This window comes from Corynebacterium sp. c3Ub_189 (assembly GCF_039907195.1).
Taxonomy (GTDB): Bacteria; Actinomycetota; Actinomycetes; order Mycobacteriales; family Mycobacteriaceae; genus Corynebacterium.
In genome coordinates, this window is the sequence record NZ_JASBOF010000001.1 from 51,646 (window position 1) to 71,591 (window position 19,946).

Below are 19,946 nucleotides of genomic sequence, written 5' to 3' on the forward strand. Positions count from 1 at the left end.
GCTCTACGATGGTCTGCGTGGATATTTGGTACGGAATCGATGACATCCCCGCGGAAGTGGGCCCAACGTCAGTAACCATCGGTGTCTTTGACGGCCTGCACCGCGGCCATCAGCAGCTCATCTCCGCCTGCGTGGAACATGCGCGCGCTCATGGTGAGCGTCCTGTCATGGTGACCTTTGACCCGCACCCGGTGTCGGTATTTCTCCCGGAACGTGCGCCCGTGGCGGTGCTGAGCTTTGAACGCCGACTGGAATTGGCCGAAGAAATGGGCATCGCAGCCGTGCTTGTTATTGACTTCACCCGAGACCTTGCTGGGGTGGAGCCGCGACCCTACGTAGAGGATTTATTGGTAGGAAAGCTCGCAGCCCAGCACATCGTGGTAGGCGAGAACTTTACCTTTGGCGCCGGCGCGACCGGAACCGCCCAGGCTATGCAGGACTTTGGTGCCGAGTTCGGCTTTAGTGTGGACATCGTCCCACTGCTGGATGATGAGGGCGTGCGCATTTGCTCCACCCACATTCGTGAGTGCCTTGCGCAGGGGAACATCGAATCCGCAAACTGGGCTCTCGGCCGCCATTTCACCGTGACCGGCCCCGTAGTGCGCGGCGCAGGACGTGGTGGCAAGGAGCTCGGATTCCCCACGGCCAATCAGTATTTCCCGGATACAGTGGCCATCCCGGCCGATGGTGTGTACGCGGGCTGGTTCATCGTCCACTCTGACTCCTCTATCGAGGGGGATATGCGCCCTGGCGTGGCCTATGCGGCCGCTATTTCCGTAGGTACCAACCCCACCTTCGGCGATGAGGAGCGCTCCATTGAGTCCTTCGTGCTCGACCGCGATGCGGACCTGTATGGCTACGAAGCCACGGTGCATTTCGTAGGCCACATTCGCGATATGGTGAAGTTCAATTCCGTAGACGAGCTGCTAGAAGCGATGGCCAATGACGTAGCCAAGGCCCGCCAGGTGCTCGCTGCCGAAGCGAAGGCGCAGGGCTGGACCGCGAAAGACTACTTCCTGCGGGAGAAATAAATGAAGGCGATTCTCGATCTTGATACCGGCATTGATGATGCCCTTGCGCTGGCGTATGCCATCGCCCATAAGGACCTGGACTTAATCGGCGTGACCTGCACGTACGGTAACGTGACCGTGCCCTTAGCCGTGCGCAATACACTGGCCCTTCTAGAGCTGCTGGGCCAAGACGATATTCCAGTTTTTGCCGGACCTAGCCCGGATGGTTTTCGACCAAGCGAGATTTCTTCTTTTATCCACGGCCACAACGGCGTGGGGGAGGTCCTGCTTCCGCCGGCAACGACCCAGGCGCAGTCCCAACCAGCGGTCGAGTTCCTCATCGAGGCTGTGCACGAGCACGGCGATGATCTAGTAATCATTCCGACCGGCCCGTCCACCACGATTGCTGCCGCCATGCAGCAGGACCCTTCCTTTGCCACGGCCGCACACCTGGTGATGATGGGCGGGGCTCTCACCGTTCCGGGCAACGTCACGCCGTGGTCTGAGGCCAATATCTCCCAGGATCCGGAAGCTACCGATTACCTGTTCCGCCACACAAGTGATACCACCATGGTGGGCTTGGACGTCACCTTGCGCACGCTTTTGACCACGGCGGAGTCTGCGCGTTGGCGCGCTACCGGAACCCGCGCCGGCCGCATTTTTGCGGATATGGTGAACTATTACATTCGTGCTTACGCCACCACATCGCCGCACTTGGGCGGGTGCGGCCTGCACGATCCATTGGCCGTTGCGGTGGCCGCAGATGCCTCGCTTGTCGACGTCCTTTCGATAAACCTCAAGACTGACACCACCGGCCCTACCCGTGGGCGGACAATCGCGGATGAAAAGCGATTGGATGCGCCACCCACCGCCCGGGTAGCTGTGGGTGTGGATAGTGAGCGTTTTGTGCGAGAGTTTGTCGAACGCCTTGAGACGCTCTTCAGCGAGCTTTAAAAGCACAGCCTAGAAGCCATGTGGTTTTGATTTTCTCTGCCTGAGCGCTGTAAGGTGTTTCTTTGGCTTAGCGACTGCGGTTCACAGCAGTTGCGGCACGCACAAGTCACGCGCGCAGCGCAGGCTTATGCGTCACGATAATGTGGACTGAAATAAAGGAGAAATACTCATGGCATTGACCGCTGAGAAGAAGGCCGAAATCCTCAAGGAGTACGGCCTGCACGAAACCGATACCGGTTCCCCTGAGGCACAGGTTGCCCTGCTGACCTCCCGCATCAATACTTTGACCGAGCACCTGAAGTTCCACAAGCACGATCACCACTCCCGTCGTGGTCTGCTGCTGATGGTTGGTCGTCGTCGTGGCTTGCTGAAGTACCTGGCTGAGAACAACGTCGATCGCTACCGTGATCTGATCTCTCGCCTGGGTCTGCGCCGTTAATTTCGGCCCAGCTTCGGCCACCTCGCCCCGCCCTTTGGCGGGGCTTTTGTGGTTTTTCTGTTAGAATTTGACACCGTTGTCATAGACAAAATCGACCAGGCGGCATCGACGATCGCCTAAACCACTCAAGGAGACATTTTTTAATGAGCGTTCAGAACTCCGTCGAGTTCAATATTGACGAGGACTTTGGCATTACCGAGGCCATTGCCACGCTAGACAATGGTGACTTTGGTACCCGCACCCTGCGCTTTGAAACCGGCCAGCTGGCCCGGCAGGCAGACGGCTCCGTGACCACCTACTTAGACGATGACACCATGTTGTTGGCCACGACCACCGCGTCCAACCAGCCGCGCGAGGGATTCGACTTCTTCCCGCTGACTGTGGACGTAGAAGAGCGCATGTACGCGGCCGGCAAGATTCCAGGCTCCTTCTTCCGCCGTGAGGGCCGCCCTTCCTCTGAGGCCATCCTGGCATGCCGCCTTATCGACCGCCCGCTGCGCCCAACCTTTGTCAAGGGTCTGCGCAACGAGGTCCAGGTCGTTGTCACCGTGATGTCCCAGGATCCGGAAGAGTACTACGACGTCGTTGCCATCAACGGCGCTTCCGCCGCCACCCAGCTGTCCGGCTTGCCCGTTTCCGGCGCTGTCGGCGGTGTCCGCATGGCACTGATCGCTGATGATAAGCACCCCGAAGGCCAGTGGGTGGCCTTCCCGAATCACGAGCAGCACGAGCGCGCTCTCTTTGAGATGGTCGTTGCCGGCCGCATTGTCAAAAAGGGCCGTAAGGACGACGTAGCCATCATGATGGTCGAGGCCGGTGCCGGCACCAACGTTGCTGAGCGCATTGCCGACGGCGCTCCTGCACCGCAGGAAGCAACCGTTGCTGAAGGCTTGGAGGCAGCAAAGCCATTCATTAAGACCTTGTGCGAGGCCCAGAACGGTCTGGCGGAGCGTGCCGCCAAGGAAACCCAGGAGTTCCCACTCTTCCCGGCATACGGCGACGATGTCTTCGCTGCAGTGGAAAAGGCTGCTGCAAAGAAGCTTGAGAAGCTGCTGACCATCCCGGGCAAGCAGGAACGCGACGATGCCACCAATGAATACATGGAGCAGGTCGAAGAAGAGCTCTTGGACCAGTTCGAGGACTTGGATGAGGCCGATGCTTCCAAGCAGATCCGCGGTGCTTATAACGCCCTGATGAAGCAGATCGTGCGCCACAAAATCCTCTCCGAGGGCTTCCGTATCGATGGCCGCGGCGTTACCGATATCCGCGACCTCTCCGTTGAGGTGGACCTGGTTCCGCGTGCCCACGGTTCTTCCCTGTTCGAGCGCGGTGAGACCCAGATTCTGGGTGTTACCACCCTGGACATGCTCAAGATGGAGCAGCAGATTGATTCCCTGACCCCGGTGGAATCCAAGCGTTACATGCACCACTACAACTTCCCGCCATTCTCCACTGGCGAGACTGGCCGCGTGGGCTCCCCGAAGCGCCGCGAGATCGGCCACGGTGCTTTGGCCGAGCGCGCTCTGCTTCCGGTCATCCCATCCCGTGAGGACTTCCCATACGCCATCCGTCAGGTCTCTGAGGCCTTGGGCTCCAATGGCTCCACCTCTATGGGCTCCGTGTGTGCCTCCACCTTGTCCCTCTACAATGCCGGTGTCCCGCTGAAGGCTCCGGTAGCTGGCATCGCTATGGGCTTGGTCTCTGGCGAGGTAAATGGCAAGGAAAAGTTCGTCGCCCTGACGGATATCCTCGGTGCCGAGGATGCCTTTGGCGATATGGACTTCAAGGTCGCCGGTACCTCTGAGTACATCACCGCCCTGCAGCTGGACACCAAGTTGGATGGCATCCCGTCTAAGGTCCTGGCCCAGGCCCTGGAGCAGGCTCGCGATGCCCGCTCTACCATCCTGGAAACCATGGCTGAGGTCATCGATACCCCAGATGAGATGTCTGGCCTTGCTCCGAAGATCACCTCCGTGAAGATCCCGGTTAATAAGATCGGTGAGCTTATCGGGCCAAAGGGCAAGACCATCAACCAGATTACCGAGGAAACCGGCGCCGATGTCTCCATCGAGGATGACGGAACCGTCTACGTTTCCGCTGCTACCGGTGAGGCTGCGGATGCTGCCATCGATAAGGTGAACTCCATTGCAAACCCACAGCTGCCGAAGGTTGGAGAACGCTTCCTGGGCACCGTGGTGAAGACCGTTCCGTTCGGCGCATTCGTTTCCTTGACCCCGGGTCGCGATGGTCTGATCCACATTTCTAACCTGGGTGGCGACGAGCGCATCGAGAAGGTAGAAGATGTCATCAACGTTGGTGATAAGGTTCAGGTAGAAATCGCGGATATCGATAACCGCGGCAAGATTTCCCTAGTTCCGGTTGAGGACTAATCCCTAAACCCAAAGAAGGCTCTGCCTTCCAGTTCACTCGCTGGAAGGCAGAGCCTTTCTTCGTAGATGTGCACCATCTAGAGGCGCCGCTAAACCTTAGTTCTGGAAGTCAATGACCACGCGGGACGGGTCCTTCAGATACGTCACGGAGTAAGCGGTCTTCTTCTCTAGCCCAATAATGAGCTGTGTTTGCGCCTCAAAGGTGGTGGTGTAGTTGACTGCGCTGACCACCCCGGCACCAGGGGTAGTGCCCGGTTGCATGTACTTTTCTTTTAGCTCTGGGGTAGAAGGCCACGGTGTTCCCTCAATGCCGAGGTTGAGGAAGGTATTTCCTTGGACCTCAACCGGCTTGCCGGATGCCTGTTGGGCAGGGCTATCGGTATAGGACGTAAACCAGCCCGGTTCACCTTCGCCCTCCAAGTCAATGACGACGCGGGTGAACCCATCGTGCGCCCCCACTCGCACACCAGTGGGGATGAGGTTTCCGAGGCTCTCCGGCATGTGCTGTTGGTCCTCGAGAGAGGCCGTGCCCATACCGGCGAATGCCAGTGGGGCTGAGTCTTGGGGGAGCTTCTGCTTTTCTGCATCCGCCGCTGAGTTACTGCGCGGTGCAGAAGTGGTGGCAGGGGTAGCGGAGGTGGTCTGAACTTCAGCAGTGTCGGTAGTTGACTGAACCTCACTAAATGCCGGTGTGCCTGCCTGCGTAGTGTCTTCATCGGAACAAGCGGCAACTGCTAACGCGCATCCTGCGCTGATGGCCACGGCGATAGTGCGAGAGAAAATTGAGGGAGACATATTCATCACTTCCTTGGTGCTTACCGTGTTGTTACACCCATTCTACTGGGGCAGATGGGACAAGCATTAGGAAGTGATGCAATTGTTAACCCGTGTGATGGGGGAGGGGTGCGACTACTTCTTCAGTTCGACGAGCTGAATTAGGTTGCCCACGGTGTCATCAAAAACAGCGATGATGGACGGCCCAACATTGGTGGGCTCCATGGTGAACTTCACGCCCTTGTCACTGAGTTCCTTATATTCGGTTTCAACATCGGCGGACAGGAACTGCGTGGCCGGAATACCGTCGGCCTTGAGTGCTGCGGCGTAGTCTTTGGCGGCGGGATGGCCCTTCGGCTCCAGAAGCAGCTCGGTATTTCCCTCACCTTCAGCATTGGTAACGGTAAGCCACCGGAAATCGCCGTGAGTTACGTCATCCTTAACTCGGAAGCCAAGGGTATTGACGTAAAAATCGTGAGCGCGGGCAACGTCGTCTACAGGAAGGGAAGCGATATATATATCTGCATGCACGTGATCCTAATGAGAATGAGGGGCATCGTCGAAGGGGGCAAGTCCATTCCAAGGAAGGTGAAGAATTGTGCAACCTCCATGCGCGTTAGGATGGGGAGAAAAGTACTACCGATGTGGCTGAAGAAGGAGAACACACCATGGCTATCAAGGTTGGCGTACTAGGCGCCCACGGGCGCGTAGGCCAGGCAATCGTTGAAGGTGTCAACGCGGAAGATGACCTAGAGCTGGTGGCAGAAATCGGCCGCGATGATGATCTGCAACAGCTTATCGACGCCCACGCAGGGGTCATCGTGGACTTTACCCAGCCAGATTCTGTAATGGGCAACCTGGAATTCTGCATCGCCCACGGAATCCACTGCGTGGTGGGAACCACCGGCTTTGATAAGGAGCGCTTGGCTCAAGTAGAGGAGTGGACCAAGCAGGACGGTGCCGGCAATGTCCTCATTGCGCCGAACTTTGCCATTTCTGCAGTTCTCACCATGGTGCTAGCTAAGCAGGCTGCCAAGTTCTTCGAAACGGCAGAGGTAATTGAGTTCCACCACCCAACCAAGTTGGATGCGCCGTCCGGTACTGCGATCCATACCGCTGAGGGAATTGCCGCCGCCCGCAAGGAGGCTGGTCTGGGTGACATGCCGGATGCTACGGAAAAGCAGCTCGATGGTGCTCGCGGCGCCACTGTCGATGGCATTCCGGTACACGCGGTTCGCACCCGTGGCATGGTGGCACACGAGGAGGTCATCTTTGGTGCTCAAGGTCAGTCGCTGACCATCCGCCAGGATTCCTATGACCGCGCGTCCTTCACGCCGGGCGTACTGGTGGGTGTGCGCCAAATTGCGGATCACCCGGGCCTAGTCGTGGGCCTCGACAAGTACCTGGGGCTTTAAGCCATGGCTAAAGCAAGTGAGCTAGATATTCAGCTCATTGCCGCAACGCAGTTCCACGCCCCGCAGGGCGTGGAGTGGCACGCGGATGACTCGGCCTCTGATGGGGAAGCACTCGTCGAGTTTGCTGGACGGGCTTGCTACGAGTCCTTTGATAAGCCAAATCCTCGCACGGCAACTAATGAAGCCTACCTGCACCACATCATGGAGGTAGGCCATACTGCGTTGCTCGAGCATGCCACAGCCACGATGTACATCACAGGGCTGTCGCGTTCGGCGAGCCATGAGCTCGTGCGCCACCGGCACTTTTCCTTCTCGCAGCTCTCCCAGCGCTTCGTCCACCCGGAGGAGACCGAGGTGGTCCTGCCTAAATTGGTGGCTGAGGACGAGCAACTTAGCCGATTGGTAATGCAAGCGGTAGATGAGACTCGCTTTGTCTACGATGAACTGCTTAGCGCACTAGAGGAGAAGCTGGATGAACCCAACGCGCTCCTCCGCAAGAAGCAGGCCCGCCAGGCGGCGCGTGCCGTTCTTCCCAACGCCACAGAAACGCGCATTGTTGTCACCGGCAACTATCGGGCGTGGCGTCACTTTATTGGTGCTCGTGCCGCCGAGCAGGCCGATGAGGAGCTCCGCCACGTTGCGGTGGAGTGCCTGAAACTGCTGCAAAGCAAGGCCCCAGTGCTGTTTGATGATTTCAACATCACCACTCTGGCTGATGGAACCCAGATGGCAGCAAGCCCCTACGCCTAACACGCGCGTGACCCCGATGCGGCTAATTGCAAGCCAAAAGGGTAATCTTGACGGCTATGAGCACAGGTATGACAGCAAAGACTGGCGTCGACACCTTTGGACGCATCGGCGTCGCCATGGTCACCCCGTTTGACCGTGACGGTGCGCTGGACGTTGCAGCAGGTCGTCGCCTAGCAGCTCATCTCGTTGACAATGGCGTTGATTCGCTCATCCTAGGTGGAACAACCGGCGAATCACCGACCACTTCAGTTGAAGAGAAGCTGGAGCTGCTCAAAGCCGTAAAGGAAGAAGTAGGAGATCGCGCAAAGCTTTGCGCCGGTGCCGGAACGAATGACACCGCAACCTCCATTAAGTTGGCTCAGACCACCGCTGACGCGGGGGCAGACAGCTTGCTGGTGGTAACTCCGTACTACTCCAAGCCATCTCAAAAGGGCGTTTACGAGCACTTTGCTGCAGTCGCGCAAGCCACGGATCTGCCGATCTGTGTCTATGACATCCCTGGCCGCTCGGGCATCCCAGTGGCGCCGGATACCCTCCGCCGCCTTGCGGATTTGCCGACCATCCAAGCCGTAAAGGACGCCAAGGGCGACCTTCCTGCGGCCGCAGAGCTCATCCAAGAAACCGGTTTGGCCTGGTATTCCGGTGATGATCCGATTAACCTGCCGTGGCTTTCCCTCGGCGCTTCTGGTTTCATCTCCGTCATCGGCCATGTTGCACCGCGTGCCTTGGTAGAACTTTATGAAGCTTTCGACGCGGGCGATATGGCCCGCGCCCGAGAAATCAATGTCACTACGCTCCTTCCGCTCACCCATGCACAAGCTCGGTTGGGCGGAGCGACGTTTGCAAAGGAAGCCCTGCGCCTGCAGGGCATCGAAGTTGGCGATACCCGTCTTCCTGTCACCGCTGCGAGCGAGGAGGAACGCGAGGTACTTCGCCGTGATCTGGAACAATCTGGAGTCCTCTAAGAATGAATGAACCCCGTAACCGTTCCCGCAAGGTGACCCGCAAGGCGGGCCCACCGGCGGAAAACGAAACCGCCTCCAACGAGGCGGCTTCGCCAGTTTTCCAAGCCCCAGCAACTGATGCGGGCAATTCCGCACAGGATAATTCCGCGAAGGGCGACAAAGGCAATTCTGGCAAGAAGAATTCTTCCGACAACAACAATGATGGCGGCAGCAACAATCGTCGCTCCCGTTCCCGTGGCAGCCGCGGCCGTGGCCGTGGTGGAAACGGCAACGGCAATGGCAATAACCACGGTGGAAACAATAACCACGGCGGCAAGAACGGCAATGGCAACGGAAAGAACGGCAATGGTAAAGGCCGCGGCCGCAACAACCGTGGCCGCCGCAACGTGCCCAAGTCTATGCAGGGCGCGGATCTGACCAAGCGCCTGCCGGAGCCACCGAAGCAGCCGAAGGATGCCCTGCGTATCTACGCTCTGGGCGGTATCTCGGAGATCGGCCGTAACATGACCGTCTTCGAGTACGGTGATGACCTCATCATCATCGACTGCGGTGTGCTCTTCCCATCCTCTGGTGAGCCAGGCGTGGACCTCATCCTGCCTGACTTTGGCCCCATTGAGAAGAAAATCCACAAGGTCAAGGCCCTCGTCGTTACCCACGCGCACGAGGATCACATTGGTGCAATCCCGTGGCTGCTTAAGCTGCGTCCGGATATCCCTATCGTTGCTTCCCGCTTCACCATCGCGCTTATTGCTGCAAAGTGTAAGGAGCACCGCCAGAAGCCGAAGTTCGTCGAGGTTAATGAAAAGTCCGACGTAACCTACGGTCCGTTCCGCGTACGCTTCTGGGCAGTCAACCACTCCGTACCGGATGCCTTGGGCATCATGCTGGGAACCCCAGCCGGCAATATCATCCACACCGGTGACATCAAGCTGGACCAGACCCCGCTGGATAACCGTCCAACGGACCTCCCAGCCCTGTCCCGCTATGGCGATGAGGGCGTTGACCTCATGCTGTGTGATTCCACCAACGCAACCGTCCCCGGTGTTTCGGCATCTGAGGGTGATATTCCTGCCAACTTCAAGCGGCTCGTCGCCGGCGCTAAGCAGCGCGTAATCTTGGCTTCCTTCGCCTCCAACGTTTACCGTGTCCAGGCCGCTATCGACGCCGCTGTGGCCAACGGCCGCAAGGTGGCTTTCAATGGCCGTTCGATGATGCGCAACATGGAAATCGCGGAGAAGATGGGCTTCTTGAAGGTTCCACGCGGCACCATCATTCCGATCGATGAGGCCGCCAAGATGGCTCCGCATAAGACCATGCTGATTACCACCGGTACGCAGGGGGAGCCCATGGCAGCACTGTCGCGTATGGCCCGCCGTGAGCACCGCCAGATTACCGTCCGCGATGGCGATACCATCATCTTCTCTTCCTCGCTCATTCCGGGTAACGAGGAGGCCGTCTACGGCGTCATCAACATGCTGTCCCAGATCGGTGCCAACGTCATTACCAACCAGGACGTAAAGGTGCACGCTTCCGGTCACGGTTACGCTGGCGAGCTCCTCTTCCTGTACAACGCAGCGCGCCCGCGCAACGCGATGCCGGTGCACGGCGAGTGGCGCCACCTGCGCGCCAATAAGGAACTGGCTATCTCCACCGGTGTGGACCGCGACCGTACGGTGCTGGCACAAAACGGCGTCGTCGTGGACCTGCGCAAGGGGCGCGCCGAGGTCGTAGGCCAGATGCAGGTGGGTAACCTGTACGTCGACGGCGTTTCCATGGGCGATGTGGATGCTGACACTTTGGCTGATCGCACCAACCTGGGTACCGGCGGCGTGGTTTCTATCACCTGCGTGATTGATAACCGCACCTCGCGCCTGCTGGAGCACCCAACGGTATCTACTACAGGCTTCTCCGATGATGACCGCGGCATTGTGCCGGAGGTTGCGGAGATGGTGGAAAACACCATGAACGATCTTGCCGCAGAGGGCGAGAACGATACCTACCGCATGGTGCAGAAGCTGCGCCGTAAGGTATCCAAGCTCATGGATTCCAAGTACAAGCGCGAGCCAGTTATCCTCCCAACCATCGTGCCGACCAACTCTGGCCCTTTGGTTACCGATGAAGAAGACGTTGACGCTTCTCGCGAGTCCCTGTAAATAGCACAGGTTCCTCGCGCTAAGTGAAAGCAAGCCCCAGCATGCCAGCTAGCTCGGTATGCTGGGGCTTATGTCGTTTTCTTCTGCTGAGCGCGCCAAGATGGTAGCGCTATTTCATAAGCTTGGTCCCGATGCCCCCACCTTGTGCGAGGGCTGGACAACCCGCGACCTAGCCGTACATTTATGGGTGCGAGAAAACCGCCCCGATGCGGCCGCCGGCATCTTCGTCAACGCACTGTCTGGCCGTCTGGAAAAGGAATCACGCAAGGTAGCCGAACGCGACTTTGATGAGTTGGTTGATGACTGGGGGAGGGGACCTGCTGCCTATAACCCCGTCCGGTTTGTCGATGCACAGCAAAACTTTGTGGAGCACTTTGTTCATCACGAGGATATTCGCCGAGCTAATGGCATGGGCCCACGCGACTTTTCGGCGCGCATCAAGCAGCAGATGCATGGCTACCTAAAGCCTTTAGTTAAGGTGGCCCTGCGCAGATCTGAACGTCCGGTCATTGTGCAGCCGGAAGGATTGCCGCGAATCGTTGCCGCAGATACCCATGGCGTGGCGGAGAAGGGCGATGCCGTGGTCCGCGTTTCAGGAGAGGTAGGCGAGCTCATCCTCTGGGCCTTCGGGCGAGATTCTGCTGAAGTCAAGATTGAAGGTGACGCCGAATCCATCGTAAAGTCAACGCTCTAATCTTGATTTAATCGCAGTTTCTAAGCTGTGGGGTGCGTGGGAAGCGTTCGTCGTGAGATTGTGGGTCCAGGTGTTAGGGAAACGCGTGTGGCTAATGTGATTTGTGGGGTAGCCCGGTTAGAGTAGAGGCATGTCTGTCAAAAATGCCTCTTCGCGCGGAACGCGCCGAAAGTCGAATCGTTCCCGGCCGTCGGGCCGCAGCCGGTCCGGTGCTGGCATGCCGGAAACCTTGGCTATGACGTCTTCGCATCGGCGCGCTGCGGCGACCTCGCAGGAGCGTACGGGTAGTGCGTTCCGGGCCGTCGGCAAGGGCTTGGGCGTTGCCTTTGGTGCCACGGCCCGCGGCATGGGAAATATGGCGCGGGGTGTAAGCCATGGCGTGGCCGGGCTCAAGCCCAGCGAAGACGTATATGACACCGAGGAGTACGAGACGACGAGGGAGCCGGAAGAAATTTCTGCACGCGGGGAGAAAAAGAAGAAGAGCAAGGTTACTCGGGCGCGCGATGTAGCCGCGGAAGAAGAGCTTTCTACGATGGAAGCAAGCGAGGAAGAATCACGCGGTATTCAGGTGAAAAATCCTGATGCGGTGGCACTCGTTCTCATCGGCATTGCCATCGTGCTCGCTGCTACCGTCTGGTTTGGCGTTGCTGGCCAGGTTGGCGCCTGGGTGGGCAATATCGTCCGCTATGTCATTGGTGCAGGCGCCTGGGTGCTGCCGGTGGCACTGGTGGCCTTGGCCATTTCCTTGATGATGGATATCTCCGGCCCAGCGGGGCACTTTAAGCCGCGCATTGTGGGCGGTATCAGCATCATCGTCCTTGCCATGCTCAGCTTGATCCACATCTTTGCTGGCACCCCTGAGCTTGGCTTTACCCCGGACAGCGCCGGTGGTGCTGGCGGTGTAATCGGCTACGCCATCGGCGGCCTTCTGGAGACGGCCTTTACCTCCTTCGTCGCAGTGCCGTTGCTTTTCCTCGTCATTATTTACGGCGCCTTGTTAGTCACCGGCATTACTATCCGCGAGGCCTATGAGCTGGTGGCTGACGCCATTGCTGCGGCCTTCTCCCGCTTCGGTGGTGCGGATGAAGACTATTACGACGAAGAGGGCGATGACCTCTACGGCCACGTGACTGGCGATATTGATGACATCGCGGAAGGGCGCGAGCGCAGCGAGCGCCCAGCACGACCTGTGGCCAAGCGTCGTTCCTCTGAGCGTGGTGGTAGCCTGCGCGCTTTCCGACGCCCCTCTGAAGACCCCGCCCCGCGTGGTTCTTCTTACCCGGTGGATTCCCCTGCTGCAGCAGAGGAGGAACAGGCCACCCGCGCCTTTAGCACACCGACGCGTGGCGGCTTCCAGTCCGTGTCTAACGCGGCTGAGAAGCCGGTCTCTCGTGACATCGGCGATACCGATGAGATCCCGGTGGTAGACGGCGCCGCTGCGTCATCGCCAGCACAACCGGACTCCGCAGATCCGGAACCGACCCGAGTGCTGGGCACTACTCGTCAACGTCCCACTTCTCCTTCCACTCGCTCGGCTACGGCAGCGGGTGCTGATGCTGGCACCGCCGCTGGTAGCGCAATTGGCTCGGCCGCTGGTGCGGCTGCGGGCGCCGCGGGTGCTGCGGGAGCAGCAAGTGGCGCAGCAAAGACTGCTGCTGCGGGTGCTGCCGGTGCCGCTGGCGCTGCAGCGGCCGGTGTAGCTGCAGGCGCTGCTGGATCTGCGGTGGAAGGAGGCGCTGATGCAGTCTCGTCCGCGCACGAGAAGGCCCGCCAACTCTTCCGCGAGCGCTCCGGACGCGACGCTACGACCGGTGCACAGGTGGACTCCACCGAGCCTGCGACCGAGGCCGCAGGGGAAACGGGTACTTCTGCTGCTCCTGCGCCGTCCGCGCAGTTTGGCAATGAGAACTACGCGGTTCCCACCACAGACCTGCTGACCCCGGGCACTCCGGCCAAGGAGCGCACGGAGATTAATGACCGCATCATCGAGGCCATCACCGATGTCTTCGAAGAGTTCAAGGTCGATGCCCAGGTAACCGGCTTTAGCCGTGGGCCAACAGTGACCCGTTATGAAATCGAGCTGGGACCAGGCGTCAAGGTATCGAAGATTACGAACCTGCAGTCCAATCTGGCCTACGCCGTGGCCACGGACAATCTACGCTTGCTCACGCCTATCCCCGGCAAGTCGGCCGTCGGCATTGAGGTTCCGAACCCAGACCGCGAGATGGTGCACCTGCGCGAGGTGCTTGATGCGCCAAGCATGACCAGCTCACCGGATCCCATGCTCATCGGTTTGGGCAAGGACATCGAAGGCGAATACAGCTCGTTCTCGGTGCAAAAGATGCCGCACTTGCTCGTCGCCGGTGCTACCGGTTCCGGTAAGTCCGCTTTCGTCAACTCCATGTTGGTCTCGCTGCTTACCCGAGCCACCCCTGAGCAGGTTCGCCTCATCTTGGTGGACCCGAAGATGGTGGAACTTACCCCGTACGAGGGCATTCCGCACTTGATCACGCCCATCATTACCCAGCCGAAGAAGGCCGCAGCAGCTCTGCAGTGGCTGGTGGAGGAGATGGAGCAGCGCTACATGGATATGAAGGCTGCTCGCGTGCGCAAGATTGAGGACTATAACCGCAAGGTGGTCTCCGGCGAATACCAGGCGCCGGCAGGCTCCGAGCGCGAGGTGCGCCCGTACCCGTACATCGTCTGTGTCGTCGACGAGCTGGCGGACCTGATGATGACCGCGCCAAAGGAGATTGAGGACTCCATCGTCCGCATCACCCAGAAGGCACGTGCCGCCGGAATTCACCTGGTGCTGGCAACCCAGCGCCCGTCCGTTGACGTGGTGACCGGTCTGATTAAGACCAACGTGCCTTCACGCTTGGCCTTCGCGACGTCCTCACTGACGGACTCCCGCGTTATCTTGGACCAGGGCGGCGCGGAAAAGCTCATTGGTATGGGCGATGGCCTCTTCATTCCGCAGGGCAAGCGTCCCGTGCGTATGCAGGGCGCATTCGTCTCGGATGATGAAGTCATGGCGGTTGTCGATGCCGCCAAGTCGCAGGCCGCGCCGAACTACACCGAGGGCGTGACTGAAGAGAAGCAATCCGAGGCCAAGCAGGAAATCGATGAGGAAATTGGCAAGGACATGGACGACCTCCTCGAGGCCGTCGAGCTGGTGGTCACCGCCCAGTTGGGCTCGACTTCTATGTTGCAGCGCAAGCTGCGCATCGGTTTTGCCAAGGCCGGCCGCCTCATGGACCTGATGGAATCTCGTGGCGTGGTCGGACCGTCCGAAGGCTCCAAGGCCCGCGAGGTTCTGGTGAAACCGGAAGAGCTCGATACCATCATCTGGATGATCAAGGGCGCCGACCCTGCCGAAGCCCCGAAGGAGATTCAGGAGGAGATGCAGCAGCAAGAGGAGGACGAAGCTGCCGCTACTTCCGATGCCGACTCTTCTCCAAGCTCCGATTCTTCCCCGCAGGGCGACGCCGAGGACACCCGTACCGTCCAGGCAACGTATAACCCTTCTGCTGGAGCCTTCTAAGATCGTGTAGAGTTGGACGGGTCTTGGAGGGGAGTACCCCATCCTTCGGCATTGATCGTCAGCACGGAAGCGTTACGCTCCCGGTCGTGCCGGCCCGGCGGAATTTAGTTCGCCGGGCGGGGGAGACCTCCGGTCAATTTGTTGTATCTTCGACCGGAGGGATGTACCAATGCATGTGCCATTGTGGATTTGGGCGATTTCCATCGTCGTCATTCTTGGATTCTTTGTTTTTGATTTCTACTCCCACGTGCGCACCCCGCACGAGCCCACGCTGAAGGAGTCCGGGTTCTGGACCCTATTCTATGTCGGCATCGCTTTACTTTTTGGTGCCGGCGTGTGGGCCATATGGGACCATGAGCACGGCATCCAATACCTCACGGGTTACGTGACAGAGAAGGCGCTCTCCGTAGATAACCTCTTTGTTTTCGCGCTTATCATGGGCGCCTTCAAGATCCCGCGTAAGTACCAGCAAAAGGTCTTGCTCATCGGTATCGTCATCGCTTTGGCATGCCGCCTGGTGTTTATCCTTTTGGGTGCTGCGGTCATCGCGGCATGGTCCGATATCTTCTACCTGTTCGCGATTTTCCTCATCTACACAGCGATCAAGCTCATCGTCGACGAGATTCGGGACGCCCCCGAAACCGATCCCAATGACATGGGCATCATCAAGCTGATCCGCAAGGTAGTCCACGTCACCCCGCGCTACCACGGGGATAAGCTCACGCACCGCGTGGAAGATTCTTCGGGCAAGCGGAAATTCGCGTTCACCCCGCTATTTATTGCGTTGGTGTCCATTGGCCTTATCGACGTGATGTTTGCCTTCGACTCCATTCCGGCCATTTACGGCATTACCTCGGAAGCGTTCTTGGTCTTTACCACCAATGCCTTCTCCCTCATGGGATTGCGCCAGATGTACTTCTTGTTGGATGGCCTACTGGATCGCTTGGTATACCTGCCCTATGGTTTGGGCATCATCTTGGGCTTCATCGGTGTAAAGCTCATGTTCCATGCGCTGCATGAGAATAATTTGCCGTTTGTAAACGGCGGCGAGAACGTGGAGTCGATCCCAGAATTTTCCACCATCACCTCACTTATCGTGATCGTGGGCGTCCTGGTTATTACGGTTATCGCCTCGATTATTAAAAGTAAACGCGATGAGAACCAAGGCGGAGTGCCGGTATCGCACAATCACTTCGACTGGGACGAGGAAGGCAATAAGATCGTCCGGAACAAGAGGGGCGAATTCTTGGGCAAGGCCAAAGACCTGCCCAAGGAAGAGCTACCACACTAGAAGCGGGCGTTTACGGGACTCCATTCGCGGAAGCTGCGGCCAGTGATGCAGCCGGCTTGGTAGAAGGGGTCTTTGTCCATGAGAGCGATGGCGTCGGCGACCACGGCGTCGTCGGCAAGCCCCACGATGATGAGTGCGCCGCCCTTGGAATCCGTCAAGGGGCCTGTGGCAATGATGGTGCCCTCCTCAAAAAGTTGCGCGGTAAACTCGCGGTGCGCGGGGCGAGCCTTAGCAATCTCAGGATTATTGGGGTTGTAGTCGTAGCTAACAGCAAAATACTTCATGCTTCGCATTTTAAAATGCAGGGGCATCCAAGCGCAGGTGCTTGGTGCTAACAGGTAGTATGTATAACGTGAATCAACCCGGAACACAGTCAGCGCAATCCTCGGATGTGAATCCGCAGGTGTCCAATTGGAACCTGCCAAATATTCTCACCAGCCTGCGCATTCTTTTCATTCCGGTTTTCGCATGGCTAGTTATTGCCGGCCATGAATGGTGGGCTTTTGGCCTATTTGCTGCCCTAATGCTCACAGATAAGCTCGACGGGGACATCGCACGTGCCCGTGGCCTTATCACCAATTTTGGCAAGATTGCTGATCCCATCGCGGATAAAGCGCTTATGACTACCGCACTGGTATGCCTCAATATCATTGGGGTACTGCCAGTGTGGATTACCGTGGTCATTCTCATCCGTGAGTTCGGAATCACCATCTGGCGTATGGTTTTGTTGCGCCGCGGTAAGGTCGTGCCTGCTTCGAAGGGCGGCAAGCTGAAGACTGTATTGCAATCCTTGGCAGTAGGGTTGTACCTGTGGCCGCTGCCGGAGTGGATGAACGTTCCTACCTTCTTGGTGATGCTCTTGGCCGCAGTGGTGACCGTGGTTACCGGCGTTCAGTACCTCATCGACGGCAAGAAGCAGAATAGCTAGGTAGCTCATGAGCTCCATGGCGGCCCGCCTCGTATCTGAACTCACCGAGCGCGGCGAAACTTTGTCCTTTTGTGAGTCACTTACTGCTGGGTTGGCCAGCGCCACGGTGGCTTCCGTCCCTGGAGCTTCGGCTGTGTTGCGCGGAGGGCTTGTAACATATGCCACCGAGGTGAAATCCCACTTTTTGCACCAACCGGTAGCCGATATCGAAGCAGCCGGTGTGGTTTCTGGGGAGACCGCCCTTGCAATGGCGCGCGCGGCGGTGGCAGAAACCGCCGCGGACTGGGGGATAGGCCTTACCGGGGTGGCGGGACCAGACCTACAGGAAGGCAAGCCGGCGGGCACGGTTTATATCGGAATTTTTTCTCCTAGCGGAGTCAGTTTTTCGCTGCAGCTGTCCGGGTTGGGGAAAGAGCGAAACGAAATCAGAGAGGCCACGGTCGCAGCCGCCTTGCGGCTCCTGGGCTCAACTTTGGAAGAAAATCCGGCACTGCGGGAACAATATCGAGACAAGGAGCGTTGACCATAGTGATGAACACTTCTACTGCAGTCCTCGAACACCCGGTAAACGGCGCTGTTGCACCAGCGGCGCCCGCCACTGCTCGTACCCCTGAGCCCCTTTTGCGTGAGGCTCTTGGGTTGACGCTGCGCGCCTTCCGCGCGGACAAAGGAGTGACCCTGCGCGAATTGGCCGGAGTGGCCCGCGTATCGCCGGGTTACCTGTCAGAGCTCGAACGCGGCCGCAAGGAAGTCTCGTCTGAGCTTCTTGCGTCCGTGTGCCACGCGCTGGATTGCTCAGTCTCGGACGTATTGATTGAAGCGGCCGGTTACATGGCCCTGCCCTCCATGGATGAGGAGCTAGCCCATACGGCACCTGCCGCATCAGAGCTTTAGCCCATAGCGGTCTATGTCAACAGCCGGCCTATTCTCTTGCGAGGAAGGTCGGCTGTGGTGGTTAAGGGGGCGTCGGCAAGCGCCCGCGACCGCGGGGAGTACAAGCGGTGGAAACAGCGCTTCGCTAGTATAAACAGCAGAACATTACGCACATTTTTTAACCTAGAAAGGTTGAAGCACACCATGGCGAACCCATTTGTTAAGGGCTGGAAGTACCTAATGGCTCTCTTCGATAATAAGATCGAGGAAAACGCCGATCCAAAGGTGCAAATCGAGCAGGCTATTGAGGATGCTCAGCGCCAGCACCAAGAGCTGTCTCAGCAGGCAGCCGCCGTGATTGGTAACCAGCGTCAGTTGGAAATGCAGCTTAACCGCCGTTTGGCAGAGGTAGAAAAGCTGCAGGGCAATGCTCGCCAGGCTCTGGAATTGGCTGATCAGGCCCGTGCCAAGGGCGATGAAAATAAGGCCGTGGAGTATGAGAACGCGGCCGAGGCCTTCGCCGCCCAGCTGGTTACGGCTGAGGAGTCCGTGGAGGATACCAAGAAGCTGCACGACCAGGCACTACAGCAGGCAGAAAAGGCCAAGAATGCGGTTCAGCGTAATAACGCCGCGCTGCGCGAAAAGGTCAATGAGCGTTCCAAGCTGCTTTCCCAGCTGGAGCAGGCAAAGATGCAGGAAAAGGTCTCTGAGTCTTTGAACTCCATGAACGAGCTGACTGCCAATGGCAATACGCCGTCTCTGGATGCTGTGCGCGATAAGATTGAGCGCCGTTACTCCAAGGCGCTGGGCCAGGCTGAGCTTGCTGAGAACTCCGTGGAAAACCGCATGGCCGAGGTACAACAAGCTGGTATTCAGATGGCCGGTCATTCTCGCTTGGAGCAGATTCGCAGTGAAATGAACTCTTCTAAGTCCGTGGAAGGCAATAAGGCTCAGGCCATTGAGGGCAATAAAGCGTCCGGCTCTGCTGCCGACAACGCTGCTCAGCCCGGCAGTGCCAATAACGATGCTGTGCAGGCCCGGCTGCGTGAGCTGCGTGGGGAGTAAACCCCGACTGTCTTTTAAATAGTTATCGCCTCCCTCGGCCATCATGTGGTGGTGCAAGGGAGGCGATAACTTTTGCTGCTAGTCGCCGACGCCGCGGGCCTGTAACGCTTCACCCATCGCGCGCGCTCGCCGGATGGAGCGAATGATAACCGGGGTGCCAAATGCGAGCGGGGACATCCCGGCACCGCGCGCTTTGCGCGCATCTAGAACTTCATAGACGGTTTCAAACATCAGCGGGATGAGACGAATAGTCAGTGACATAGCCAAGCTGATGTTTTCTACCGGTATTCCGAGTCGCTTTAGGGGCTGCAGCGATTCTTCCAGCGACTCCATGATTTCATCTACCGTGGAGGTCAGCGTGAGCAGGAAGGCAGCCATCATAGCGGCGAAGACATTGAGGAACATCACCGCCGCATAGTCGAAGTCCTTTGCCCACCATTGAAAGCCTGCCAAGGGGACTAGGAAAAGGAGAGGCGGCCAGATCTGACTCCAGGCAATGCCTAGTGGAATCCGGGCGCAAGCATAGAGAAAGACGACGAAAATGACACCGCCTGCTGCCCACGGAATGGACTTGAAAAAGATGCTGGTGACCAGGATAAAGACTAAGAGGAATGCGATCTTCCAGCTAGGTTTGATGCGATGAACAAAGCTGGTGCCATCAACATAGACGGAAAGTGGGAGATTCGAGCGTCGTTGCATAA

19 protein-coding genes are annotated in these 19,946 nt (G+C 58.3%); 15 read left to right on the top strand and 4 right to left on the bottom strand.

Annotation, left to right across the window (positions count from 1 at the left end):
* Positions 1-8 precede the first annotated feature (8 nt).
* The 4 genes from QKD99_RS00260 to QKD99_RS00275 all read left to right on the top strand — a co-directional run bounded on the left by QKD99_RS00260 (position 9) and on the right by QKD99_RS00275 (position 4,793).
* Positions 9-1,031, top strand: coding sequence for a bifunctional riboflavin kinase/FAD synthetase (locus QKD99_RS00260; protein ID WP_347950403.1), 1,023 nt, complete (start codon positions 9-11; stop codon positions 1,029-1,031).
* The gene (locus QKD99_RS00265; RefSeq protein WP_347950404.1) at positions 1,032-1,964 is read left to right on the top strand and encodes a nucleoside hydrolase; all 933 of its coding nucleotides are present in this window, start codon (positions 1,032-1,034) and stop codon (positions 1,962-1,964) included.
* Between the two features lie 169 nt (positions 1,965-2,133).
* Positions 2,134-2,403, top strand: coding sequence for a 30S ribosomal protein S15 (gene rpsO, locus QKD99_RS00270; protein WP_347950405.1), 270 nt, complete (start codon positions 2,134-2,136; stop codon positions 2,401-2,403).
* 143 nt (positions 2,404-2,546) lie between these two features.
* A complete protein-coding gene (locus QKD99_RS00275) occupies positions 2,547-4,793 on the top strand; it encodes a polyribonucleotide nucleotidyltransferase (protein ID WP_284786944.1) in 2,247 nt (748 codons plus the stop codon).
* Positions 4,794-4,889: 96 nt separating this feature from the next.
* On the opposite strand, the gene QKD99_RS00280 is transcribed toward QKD99_RS00275, so the two are convergent.
* On the bottom strand, positions 4,890-5,588 hold the full coding sequence (locus QKD99_RS00280) for a hypothetical protein (RefSeq protein ID WP_347950406.1): 699 nt from the start codon (positions 5,586-5,588) through the stop codon (positions 4,890-4,892).
* A gap of 114 nt (positions 5,589-5,702) precedes the next feature.
* Positions 5,703-6,098, bottom strand: coding sequence for a VOC family protein (locus tag QKD99_RS00285; protein WP_347950407.1), 396 nt, complete (start codon positions 6,096-6,098; stop codon positions 5,703-5,705).
* A gap of 137 nt (positions 6,099-6,235) precedes the next feature.
* Between QKD99_RS00285 and dapB the strand changes: the two genes are divergently transcribed.
* The 7 genes from dapB (at position 6,236) to QKD99_RS00320 (ending at position 16,379) form a co-directional block, all read left to right on the top strand.
* Entirely contained in the window at positions 6,236-6,982 is a 747-nt protein-coding gene (gene dapB, locus QKD99_RS00290; RefSeq protein WP_347950408.1) for a 4-hydroxy-tetrahydrodipicolinate reductase, read from the top strand.
* A 3-nt stretch (positions 6,983-6,985) separates the two neighbouring features.
* A complete protein-coding gene (gene thyX / locus QKD99_RS00295) occupies positions 6,986-7,732 on the top strand; it encodes an FAD-dependent thymidylate synthase (protein WP_150851383.1) in 747 nt (248 codons plus the stop codon).
* 56 nt (positions 7,733-7,788) lie between these two features.
* Positions 7,789-8,697: a 4-hydroxy-tetrahydrodipicolinate synthase gene (gene dapA, locus QKD99_RS00300; RefSeq protein ID WP_284814092.1), complete on the top strand. Its 909-nt coding sequence runs from the start codon at positions 7,789-7,791 to the stop codon at positions 8,695-8,697.
* Between the two features lie 2 nt (positions 8,698-8,699).
* Entirely contained in the window at positions 8,700-10,850 is a 2,151-nt protein-coding gene (locus QKD99_RS00305) for a ribonuclease J (RefSeq protein WP_284814094.1), read from the top strand.
* A 58-nt stretch (positions 10,851-10,908) separates the two neighbouring features.
* Complete coding sequence (locus QKD99_RS00310; RefSeq protein ID WP_347950409.1) at positions 10,909-11,544, top strand: TIGR03085 family metal-binding protein; 636 nt, start codon at positions 10,909-10,911, stop codon at positions 11,542-11,544.
* A gap of 130 nt (positions 11,545-11,674) precedes the next feature.
* A complete protein-coding gene (locus QKD99_RS00315) occupies positions 11,675-15,088 on the top strand; it encodes a DNA translocase FtsK 4TM domain-containing protein (RefSeq protein WP_347950410.1) in 3,414 nt (1,137 codons plus the stop codon).
* A 169-nt stretch (positions 15,089-15,257) separates the two neighbouring features.
* On the top strand, positions 15,258-16,379 hold the full coding sequence (locus QKD99_RS00320) for a TerC family protein (RefSeq protein ID WP_284814100.1): 1,122 nt from the start codon (positions 15,258-15,260) through the stop codon (positions 16,377-16,379).
* Here the strand turns inward: QKD99_RS00320 and QKD99_RS00325 are convergent.
* Positions 16,376-16,663 carry a YciI family protein gene (locus QKD99_RS00325; protein WP_297552490.1) on the bottom strand — a complete coding sequence of 96 codons (288 nt, stop codon included), beginning with the start codon at positions 16,661-16,663 and terminating at the stop codon, positions 16,376-16,378. The genes QKD99_RS00320 and QKD99_RS00325 overlap by 4 nt on opposite strands.
* Positions 16,664-16,722: 59 nt before the next feature.
* Between QKD99_RS00325 and pgsA the strand changes: the two genes are divergently transcribed.
* From pgsA to QKD99_RS00345, 4 genes are all read left to right on the top strand, one after another.
* Positions 16,723-17,307 (top strand): CDP-diacylglycerol--glycerol-3-phosphate 3-phosphatidyltransferase, encoded by a 585-nt coding sequence (pgsA, locus tag QKD99_RS00330; RefSeq protein WP_005325132.1) that lies wholly within the window; start codon positions 16,723-16,725, stop codon positions 17,305-17,307.
* Between the two features lie 7 nt (positions 17,308-17,314).
* Entirely contained in the window at positions 17,315-17,830 is a 516-nt protein-coding gene (locus QKD99_RS00335; RefSeq protein ID WP_347950411.1) for a CinA family protein, read from the top strand.
* 8 nt (positions 17,831-17,838) lie between these two features.
* On the top strand, positions 17,839-18,201 hold the full coding sequence (locus QKD99_RS00340; RefSeq protein WP_005325127.1) for a helix-turn-helix domain-containing protein: 363 nt from the start codon (positions 17,839-17,841) through the stop codon (positions 18,199-18,201).
* A 183-nt stretch (positions 18,202-18,384) separates the two neighbouring features.
* Positions 18,385-19,245, top strand: a complete 861-nt coding sequence (locus QKD99_RS00345) for a PspA/IM30 family protein (protein ID WP_005325125.1) — start codon at positions 18,385-18,387, stop codon at positions 19,243-19,245.
* Positions 19,246-19,323: 78 nt separating this feature from the next.
* Here QKD99_RS00345 and QKD99_RS00350 read toward each other — a convergent pair whose 3' ends face one another.
* A complete protein-coding gene (locus QKD99_RS00350) occupies positions 19,324-19,944 on the bottom strand; it encodes an energy-coupling factor transporter transmembrane protein EcfT (protein WP_347950412.1) in 621 nt (206 codons plus the stop codon).
* Positions 19,945-19,946: the final 2 nt, after the last annotated feature.

What these genes read in the sequence shown, in the direction of transcription:
- QKD99_RS00340 (WP_005325127.1), top strand. Translation starts at nt 17,839, where the DNA reads ATGAACACTTCTACTGCAGTCCTCGAACACCCGGTAAACGGCGCTGTT.
- rpsO (WP_347950405.1), top strand. Translation starts at nt 2,134, where the DNA reads ATGGCATTGACCGCTGAGAAGAAGGCCGAAATCCTCAAGGAGTACGGC.
- pgsA (WP_005325132.1), top strand. Translation starts at nt 16,723, where the DNA reads ATGTATAACGTGAATCAACCCGGAACACAGTCAGCGCAATCCTCGGAT.
- dapA (WP_284814092.1), top strand. Translation starts at nt 7,789, where the DNA reads ATGAGCACAGGTATGACAGCAAAGACTGGCGTCGACACCTTTGGACGC.
- QKD99_RS00305 (WP_284814094.1), top strand. Translation starts at nt 8,700, where the DNA reads ATGAATGAACCCCGTAACCGTTCCCGCAAGGTGACCCGCAAGGCGGGC.
- QKD99_RS00350 (WP_347950412.1), bottom strand. Translation starts at nt 19,944, where the DNA reads ATGCAACGACGCTCGAATCTCCCACTTTCCGTCTATGTTGATGGCACC.
- QKD99_RS00345 (WP_005325125.1), top strand. Translation starts at nt 18,385, where the DNA reads ATGGCGAACCCATTTGTTAAGGGCTGGAAGTACCTAATGGCTCTCTTC.
- dapB (WP_347950408.1), top strand. Translation starts at nt 6,236, where the DNA reads ATGGCTATCAAGGTTGGCGTACTAGGCGCCCACGGGCGCGTAGGCCAG.
- QKD99_RS00315 (WP_347950410.1), top strand. Translation starts at nt 11,675, where the DNA reads ATGTCTGTCAAAAATGCCTCTTCGCGCGGAACGCGCCGAAAGTCGAAT.
- QKD99_RS00325 (WP_297552490.1), bottom strand. Translation starts at nt 16,663, where the DNA reads ATGAAGTATTTTGCTGTTAGCTACGACTACAACCCCAATAATCCTGAG.
- QKD99_RS00335 (WP_347950411.1), top strand. Translation starts at nt 17,315, where the DNA reads ATGAGCTCCATGGCGGCCCGCCTCGTATCTGAACTCACCGAGCGCGGC.
- thyX (WP_150851383.1), top strand. Translation starts at nt 6,986, where the DNA reads ATGGCTAAAGCAAGTGAGCTAGATATTCAGCTCATTGCCGCAACGCAG.
- QKD99_RS00275 (WP_284786944.1), top strand. Translation starts at nt 2,547, where the DNA reads ATGAGCGTTCAGAACTCCGTCGAGTTCAATATTGACGAGGACTTTGGC.
- QKD99_RS00310 (WP_347950409.1), top strand. Translation starts at nt 10,909, where the DNA reads ATGCTGGGGCTTATGTCGTTTTCTTCTGCTGAGCGCGCCAAGATGGTA.
- QKD99_RS00320 (WP_284814100.1), top strand. Translation starts at nt 15,258, where the DNA reads ATGCATGTGCCATTGTGGATTTGGGCGATTTCCATCGTCGTCATTCTT.
- QKD99_RS00260 (WP_347950403.1), top strand. Translation starts at nt 9, where the DNA reads ATGGTCTGCGTGGATATTTGGTACGGAATCGATGACATCCCCGCGGAA.
- QKD99_RS00280 (WP_347950406.1), bottom strand. Translation starts at nt 5,588, where the DNA reads ATGTCTCCCTCAATTTTCTCTCGCACTATCGCCGTGGCCATCAGCGCA.
- QKD99_RS00265 (WP_347950404.1), top strand. Translation starts at nt 1,032, where the DNA reads ATGAAGGCGATTCTCGATCTTGATACCGGCATTGATGATGCCCTTGCG.